Source organism: Desulfolutivibrio sp. (genome assembly GCF_036584575.1).
Lineage (GTDB): Bacteria > Desulfobacterota > Desulfovibrionia > Desulfovibrionales > Desulfovibrionaceae > Desulfolutivibrio.
This window is the reverse complement of record NZ_JAZHDB010000020.1, coordinates 1-7748: the sequence shown is the minus strand read 5'-3', so window position 1 is coordinate 7748 and position 7748 is coordinate 1. Positions and strand designations below refer to the sequence as shown.

8 protein-coding genes are annotated in these 7748 nt (G+C 66.3%); 3 read left to right on the top strand and 5 right to left on the bottom strand.

Annotated features, from left to right (window positions below; genetic code table 11):
* Positions 1-2100, bottom strand: a 2100-nt coding sequence (locus V3572_RS01535) for an acyl-CoA dehydrogenase family protein (RefSeq protein WP_332109210.1), incomplete at its 3' end; no start/stop codon positions are given.
* A gap of 256 nt (positions 2101-2356) precedes the next feature.
* Between V3572_RS01535 and dapF the strand changes: the two genes are divergently transcribed.
* The gene (gene dapF, locus V3572_RS01530; RefSeq protein WP_332109209.1) at positions 2357-3217 is read left to right on the top strand and encodes a diaminopimelate epimerase; all 861 of its coding nucleotides are present in this window, start codon (positions 2357-2359) and stop codon (positions 3215-3217) included.
* 66 nt (positions 3218-3283) lie between these two features.
* On the top strand, positions 3284-3862 hold the full coding sequence (locus V3572_RS01525) for a VOC family protein (protein ID WP_332109208.1): 579 nt from the start codon (positions 3284-3286) through the stop codon (positions 3860-3862).
* A gap of 43 nt (positions 3863-3905) precedes the next feature.
* Here V3572_RS01525 and V3572_RS01520 read toward each other — a convergent pair whose 3' ends face one another.
* From V3572_RS01520 to V3572_RS01505, 4 genes are all read right to left on the bottom strand, one after another.
* Entirely contained in the window at positions 3906-4640 is a 735-nt protein-coding gene (locus V3572_RS01520) for a Rossmann-like domain-containing protein (RefSeq protein WP_332109207.1), read from the bottom strand.
* A 295-nt stretch (positions 4641-4935) separates the two neighbouring features.
* Entirely contained in the window at positions 4936-5211 is a 276-nt protein-coding gene (locus V3572_RS01515) for a hypothetical protein (protein ID WP_332109206.1), read from the bottom strand.
* Positions 5212-5446: 235 nt separating this feature from the next.
* Positions 5447-5971, bottom strand: coding sequence for a DUF6691 family protein (locus V3572_RS01510; RefSeq protein WP_332109205.1), 525 nt, complete (start codon positions 5969-5971; stop codon positions 5447-5449).
* A gap of 1 nt (position 5972) precedes the next feature.
* Positions 5973-6485 carry a YeeE/YedE thiosulfate transporter family protein gene (locus tag V3572_RS01505; RefSeq protein ID WP_332109204.1) on the bottom strand — a complete coding sequence of 171 codons (513 nt, stop codon included), beginning with the start codon at positions 6483-6485 and terminating at the stop codon, positions 5973-5975.
* 423 nt (positions 6486-6908) lie between these two features.
* On the opposite strand from V3572_RS01505, the gene V3572_RS01500 reads away from it, so the two are divergent.
* Positions 6909-7748, top strand: an 840-nt coding sequence (locus tag V3572_RS01500; RefSeq protein WP_332109203.1) for an arsenic resistance protein, incomplete at its 3' end; no start/stop codon positions are given.

Genomic DNA, 7748 nt, shown 5'->3' with positions numbered 1-7748 from the left:
CGCACGCGCCACAACTCCCTTGCCAACTCCAAGCCGTTCATATGGGGCATGAAATTCCAGGGCCTCGGGGATCATGACCTTGGTCAGGGCCTCGGCGGCGCGGTCCTTGGCCTTTCCGGTTCCGGCCAGGGACTTGTCCACGGCCAGGCGCAGGCTGTCGAAGGCGGCGGTGTCCGCTCCGGGGGCGGCGAAGCCGTTGACCAGGAGGCTGGTCACCCGGGCGGCCTCGGCGGCGGCCTTGGCGGCCTGGATGCGGGCCAGGTCGGTGAAAAACGTGACGGTTCCTTCCAGGCCTTCGGCCAGGATGGGGTTTTCCGGTCCCTTTTCGGCCAGCTCCACCACATCGAGGATCTGTAGCCGGGAGGCCACCAGCCAGCACAGGGCGTCGGCCAGGGGGAAGGTCACACCCTGGCGTTTGCCGTGGTAGAGGCGGTTGCCGTCGGCGTCTTTTTCGCTGGAAAGGAAGTCCAGGGTCCACAGCCACAGGCGAAAGCCCGCGGCCACGCTGGCGGCCCCGATGCCCGGCCGGGAGGCGTGCAGGGTTTCCAGTTCGTCCACGTACTTGCGGGTAAGCGCCAGGAAGACCTCATTGACCATGGTGGCGGTGAGCTGGCGGCGCTGCACGGCCTCGGGGCCTTCGTAGGTGGCCTCGAGCTGGCAGTCGGTCCATTTGTGGAACAGGAAGCCCGGGCAGTCCTCGGTGATGCCGTAGCCGCCCATAAGGGCAACGGCCTCGCGCATCATGACCGAACCGTAGCCCGTGTTCCACAGCTTGCAGGCCGGGCACAGGACCGAGGCCTCGGCCTCAAGCACGGTGTAGAGCACCAGGGGATCGGCCTGAAGCTCGGCCAGGCGGGCCTCGTCGCGGCCTTCGGCCGGTGCGAAGAGCAGGTCCACGAGCTCCTGGGCCTTGGGCTGGCTCTTGCGCACGGTCATGAGCTGGGCGCGCACGCCCTGGACGCCCATCTCGGCCAGGGCATGGTCCTTGGCCTTTTCCGTGGGGTCGAGGAGGTCGAAGAGCCGGGCCGTGGCGAATCCCAGCGACGCGCTGGCCTCGCCCGTGGCCCAGACGTCGGCCAGCCGGTGGATGGCGTCCTGCTTCTGCTGCAATCCGAATTCGAACTTGGGCGAGCCTTCGGTACAGGCGTCGCCGCCCCGGAATCGGGCCCGCTGGTAGCGGATGACCGGCTCGATGGCCGAGAGCAGCTTGGCCGTGGTCATGAGCGCCACGGTGACCCGGGTGCGGTGGAACACGGCGGCGATGATCTCGCCGTGGGTGTAGTTGGGGACGATGACCCCGTCTTTGACGGTATAGCCGCCGATGATGCGGCTGGCCGGGACGGTCAGCGACAGGACCGGATCCCGGGTGGAGGACAGTTGATGCACCATCTTCAGCGTGGGCGCGCCCCGGTCGAAGGCGCCGGGATCGGATTCCTCCAGGATGACCATGCAGGAGGTCTTGATGCGCGGGTCGCCGGTTTCCACGGCGGCGGTGACGAAATTGGCGAAGTCCATGCCGGTGATGAACCGGCCGCGCTTCTCCACCTGGAGCACGGGCTCCTGGCCTTCTTCCCAGGAGGCCACGCGCACCCGGCCGCACAGGACGCCCGTGTCCACGCCCACGTAGGGCAGGGGTTCGGTTAGGGCGAAGGCTCCGCGCCAAGTCTGGCGATCCTCGCCGGGGGCGGCCGGGGCGCACAGGCTCATGTACTGGTCGCGCTGTTCGGGAGTGCCGCGCTCATGGATGGGCGACAGGGCCAGGTTGCCGGCCAGGGAGCAGGTGGCCGACCCGGCGTCCACCCAGGACAGTTCGAAGGCCACCAGGGCCAGCCCCATATTTTTCGGTCCCTCGATGAAGCCGCCCTGGTGGGGGTCGAGGAACACGGCGGTGATGCCCGATTCGTCAAAGGCTTTGAGCAGCTGGGCCTTTTGCGGGGTCCATTCGTGGGTATGGCGCGCGCCTTCGGCCACCAGACGGGCCACCAGGCCCCTGGCCACGGCCCGGGCGGATTGGACGGCCATCTGCATGTCGAAACGGTCGGCAAAGCGCCACATGATTTGCCGAACATCGTCGCCCGGCAGGGTGCGTAAAAGTTCCATTCGTGAAGTTCCCGGTATTTGAGGTGCGCGAAGTCTGCTCGGACTTGAAAAAGAGCCAGATACGTATGATATTCGATCATACCCGTCAACGGTTTCCAAGGCCGGGTTTTTCCAGTCCAGACATGGGCCGCAGGCTTTTTCCGGCAGGCCCGGCGCCCGGGGGGCGACCGCCCCCCCAGAGCGGGTCTCCCGACTCGACGCGGCAGGGCGGTTCTGCTACGTAGGCACAATCATTTTTCGAAATGGAGCAGACGCTATGGGTTTCGGCATATCCGGGATCGCCAAGACGGTCCCTTTTTTCAAAATGCAGGGCTGCGGCAACGATTTTGTGCTCATCGACAACCGTGTGGCCCGGCTGCCCGTGGCCGCCATGAGCGGATGGGCCCAGGCCGTGTGCCGCAAGGCCTTCGGCGTGGGTGCGGACGGGCTTATTTTTCTCGATGACGCCCCGGCCGGAGCCACGGCGGACTACATCTGGCATTTCTACAACGCCGACGGCTCCCGGGCCGAGATGTGCGGCAACGGGGCGCGGTGCGCGGCCCGGCTGGCCTTTCTCATCGGCCTGGCCCCGGCCGTGCATGTGCTGGGCACGGACGCCGGGGACATCGCGGCCGAGGTTTTTGCGGGCACAAGCCAGGTCCGGGTGCGGCTGACCATGCCCAAGGGGTTGCTTTTGGGCATGGAGGTCGAGGTGGAGGGCATGACCGTGCCGTTCCACTTCGTGGACACGGGGGTGCCCCATGCCGTGGTGGTGCGCCAGGACGTGGCCGACCTGGACGTGGCCGGGCTTGGCCGGGCCATGCGGTATCATGAAGAGTTCGCCCCGGCCGGGACCAACGTGAATTTCATTTCGGTCGAAAACCATGGCCGCATCCGGCTGCGCACCTACGAGCGCGGCGTGGAGGCCGAAACCTACGCCTGCGGCACCGGGGCCGTGGCCTCGGCCGTGGTGGCCGGGGCGCTCGGGCTGGTGGGCAGCGAGGTGGAGGTGGTCACCTCGGGGGGCGAGGTGCTCGGGGTAAGCCTGGGCGAAGGCGCGCCCTACTTGCGCGGCGCGGCCGAGCTGGTTTTCTGGGGCGACATGGACCCGGCGTCCATGGGGCTTTCTCGCGACTGAGGGGTTTTCCCGCGACTGATCGCCGCCACGACCTTCGTCACGGCCACGCGCCGCCTGGAGTCCGTTATGCACTATACCGGCATCAACCATCTGGCCATGGCCACCGGGGATATGGACGGCACCATCCGTTTCTGGCGCGACCTTTTGGGCCTGCGGCTGGTGGCGGGGCTGGGGCGTCCCGGTTACCGACATTATTTTTTCGAGATAAGCGACGTGGACATGATCGCCTTTTTCGAATGGGACGGCGTCCGGCCCATCCCGGAAAAGGACCACGGCGTGCCGGTTGCGGGGCCGTACGCCTTCGACCATGTGGCCATCGGGGTGCGCGATCGGGGCGACCTGTTCGAGATCAAGGATAAGCTTGAGGCGGCGGACGTCTGGATCTCCGAGGTCATCGACCACGGCTTCATCTTCTCCGTCTATGCCTTCGACCCCAACGGCATCGCCATCGAATTCAGCTGTCCCGTGCCGGGCGTGGACGTTCGCGCCCATCCGGCCATGGCCGACAAGCGGCCCTCGGCCGTGACCTTGGAAGGGGCCGATCCCGTGCCCGGGAAGTGGCCAACCGTGACCCGTCCCACGCCCCTGTCCGAACGCCGCATCTATCCCGGCGAGGGGCGGGAGCTTCTGGCCCAGGAAGAGTAACCCCGGGGGAACCTTTTTTAAAAAAAAGGTTCCCCCCGATGGCCTACGTGGCCATGGCGCAGAACCGCTCAAGGCCCAAGAGCGCGGCGGCCCCGGCCACGGTGGTGCCGTAGAACACCACGGGCTTGCCGCCCAAAAAATCCCCCAGGGTGTCGTTGGCCAGGGTGGAGCCGGTGACCACCCACAGATCGGCCCAGTCCAGCACCTCCATCTGCTTCGCAGGCCCCTCGACGGGCGCGCCGTGCCGGGTGGTCCCGATGTTGTCCGGATCGAGATCCAGCACCCGCATCTCGAAGCGTTTTGCCAGGGCCTCGATGATCTTGGGCTGAAATCCCACCTGGGCGATGCGCGGCGAGCCGTACTGGGCGCTGAGGTGCTGGCTGAAAAGCCCGGCGCATTGCCCGGGCTCCTTGTCACGACAGTGGATGGTCCGGTCGCACAGCCCGAGGCGTCTGGCTGTGGCGTTGACGGCGCAGACAAGCACCGCCCGGCGGAAATTGTTGGCCAGGGGCATGGCCGCCACATCGGCCAGACTGCCCGAGAAATCGCCGAACTGATCCGTGAAGGCCTGGCCCCGGCTGCCGAGAAACTCCGCCTCCATGAGCCGTTCCTTGCCCTTTTGCAGGGGGAAGTCGTCCCCTTCGGGGTTGCCGATGGCCTCCTGCGTGCTCAGGGTCCGGGCCTTGATGGTAATGGGCGTCTGGAGCAGCCCCTCCGTTTCCCATATCCGGGCGGCTTTGTTTTGCAGCAACTCCAGGGCGGAAGGCTGTCGGTCCATGTAGAGCTCCTTTTCTTCCAGGCGAGGGAACCCCTTTCCGGAAGGGATTTTCATAGTGTGTCCAGGCGTGTGCAGGGGCGCTCGCCGATACGCAGGGGCAAAGCTATACCCCGTGTCCCCGTTCTGGCAAGCGCCTGCACCATGCTGCATGGAATCGCCCGCTCCAGGCCGCTCCATGCAGTGATCCGTAAATACTTTTTTGCGTGACAGTTCTTTCGTGCGGCGTCGCGCCGCAGGGACGGCCATGCCCGCCACGTCCCGAAGGGGAATGCGGGAAAAGCCTGGGGAGCGACGGTCAGCCCGAGAGGGCGGCCAGGGCGGCGCGGCACACGGCCAAGGCCGCCTCGGCGTCCTCGCTTTCGAAGGCGCGGCCGTCCCTGGTGAAGACGGCCTTCCAGAGGCTGGCGTGGGGATCCTTGGGCCGGGCGTCGCGCAACCGGAAGCCGTAGCCCCGGGCTTCGAGCAGACCGGCCAGGTCCAGGGCGTCGTTGACATGGCCGGTCGGATCACCGGGCAGGGGAGCGCCCAGGAGGTCTTCCAGGGCGTGTTTCAGGGCCGTACGTTCAGGCATGCGGTTTTTCCTTTTTTCGGCCGTGGCGCGCTCGCTGCCGCATGGGGATGCGGCCGTGGCGATGCGGGCCGGAGCCGGGGTCGTGCCGACGTCTTGTAAAACGGAACACCCGCGAAAACAACACGATGACGGCGGTCCTGCTCCCCGTCCGGGGGGGTCGTCGGCGCCCGGCGTCGGCTGGACGCCTGCCCGACGCGCGGTCGTCCTGTGGTCCCTGGAGGCGCCGGGGCGGGGGTCACAGCCCCTTGCGCTCGATAAGCCGCAGGATGAGCACGTAGGCGGCGGCCAGGACCGCGATGACCAGCCAGTGGTTCAGGCCCGTCACCCCGGGCAGGGTGATCTTGCCGTAGTCCCCCCAGGTGTAGATCGTGGCCAGAAGCCAGTCGTAGGACCGGGAGAAGACCGCCGCGCCCACGAGCATCCCCAGGATGCCGAACAGCGCGTCCACCCGGCCCTCGCCCAGGGCCCCAAGCGAGGTGCCCGGGCAATATCCTAAAAGCCCCCAGCCCAGGCCGAAGATCAGCCCGCCCAGGATGTTGGCCCCGAGCGCCGTGGCCTTGATGGACAGCTTGGCCAGGCCCAGGTCGGACAACAGATACAGGCCGACCATGGCCACCAGGATGTGCGCCAGCATGAATTTGACGATGGTCAAATCCTGAAGCCGCAGGGCCCCGAGCTGCTTGTCGTAGCGCAGGACATGGGCGCGCTGGAGCAGGAAGCCGAAGATGACGCCGGTGAATAGGCCGAGGAGGAGTTCCATGTCATTTCCCCCCGTAGACGAGGCGGGCCATGAGGATGCCGCCCAGGAAGAACCCGGCGGCGGACAGAAAGCCGGAGATGGACAATTGGCTCAGGCCGCTTAAGCCGTGGCCGCTGGGGCAGCCGTCGGCCAGCCGGGCCCCGAACATGGCGATGATGCCGCCGAAAAAGGCGACGACGGCCCTCAGGCCGAGCCCCGGGCCGAACCGCTGTCGCCAGGAATCGGGCACGGCCTGGATCTTGAAATCCCCGGACAGCTTCGCGGCCAGAAACGCCCCCAGAAAAATGCCCGCCACAAACAGGAACTGCCAGTCGATGATGGGTTTTTCCTTGAGATAGTAGCTGACGCTGGCCACCACGTCGGGCGAGAAGAGGCGTTCCACCATGCCCGCCCCGCGCACGAACGTCGTCGAGGCTCCGAGGTATTTCCCGGTGACCGCGACGGAACCCACGGCCAGCACGCCGGATAACGCCCCTGCCACATAGGGATTCCATGCCGTCGCATTGTTTCGCATAGGTGTCCTCCTGGTTGTCGTGGGTTGCCGCCCCAGCCGGTGTCCCGGGCGGATGCAGCCGTTTCCGAGACGACGCCCACTCTGCGGCGGCGGCGGCCGGGGCGGTCCCCGCCTGCGCGGGAGTCGTCCGGAGAGGGGCTCCCGCACGGGGAAATCCTCATATCCTGGCTCTTACGCCACGCCGCAGCCCAGGTCCACCGTTCGGCGGCCACCACAGCGGGTATTTCCAAATCGAGACGGGCCCGCCGTTCATATTCTTTTCGTCCCACAACCCCCGCCACCTGGAAAACCTGCATGCAGCTTGATCCGGATCAATGCGCGACCGGCTATTTCCAGGCAGCGTGCATCCCGGAGCATGGGCCGGAAAGGCCGAAACTACACGGCCGCCCGGTCAGTAGGGCGGCGAAGCCGGGAGGAAGCGTCATGTGGTCCCTTTTGCAGCGTATCTCGAAAAATCTCGTGCTGGCCATCCCCACCGCCATGGTCCTGGGGTTTGCCTGGGGCCTTTTGGCCGATGCCTCGTGGATGAAAAGCCTGATCCTGCCGTTCACCTTCCTTATGGTCTATCCCATGATGGTGACGCTCAAAATCAGCGAGGTCTTCTCCGGCGGCGACGGCAAGGCCCAGTTTCTCACTCAGGCCATCAATTTTCTGGTCATTCCCTTTCTGGCCTTCGGGGTGGCGCAGCTCTTTTTTCCGGGGCGTCCGTACCTCGTGCTCGGCATCCTTCTGGCCGGGCTGGTGCCCACCAGCGGCATGACCATCTCCTGGACGGGGTTCGCCAAGGGCAACGTGGCGGCGGCGGTCAAGATGACGGTCATCGGGCTGACGCTGGGCTCCCTGGCCACGCCGTTTTACGTCCGGGCCTTGCTCGGGGCCGACATTGAGATGGATGTGACCGGGGTCATGAAGCAGATCGGGCTCATCGTCTTTTTGCCCATGGCCGCAGGCTACGCCACCCAGCGTCTCCTGGTGCGCAGCTATGGGCAAAAGACCTTCAAGGAGCGCATCGGGCCGAAGTTTCCGGCCCTGTCCACCATCGGCGTGCTGGGCATCGTCATGATCGCCCTGGCGCTCAAGGCCGGGACCATCGCCGCCAATCCCGTGCTTCTGGCCGAGATCCTGGTTCCCCTGGGGATCATCTACGGGGTGAACTACCTGCTTTCGACCCTGCTCGGCCGTTGGCTTTTGCCGCGCGGCACGGCCATCGCCCTGGTCTACGGGACGGTCATGCGCAACCTGTCCATCGCCCTGGCCGTGGCC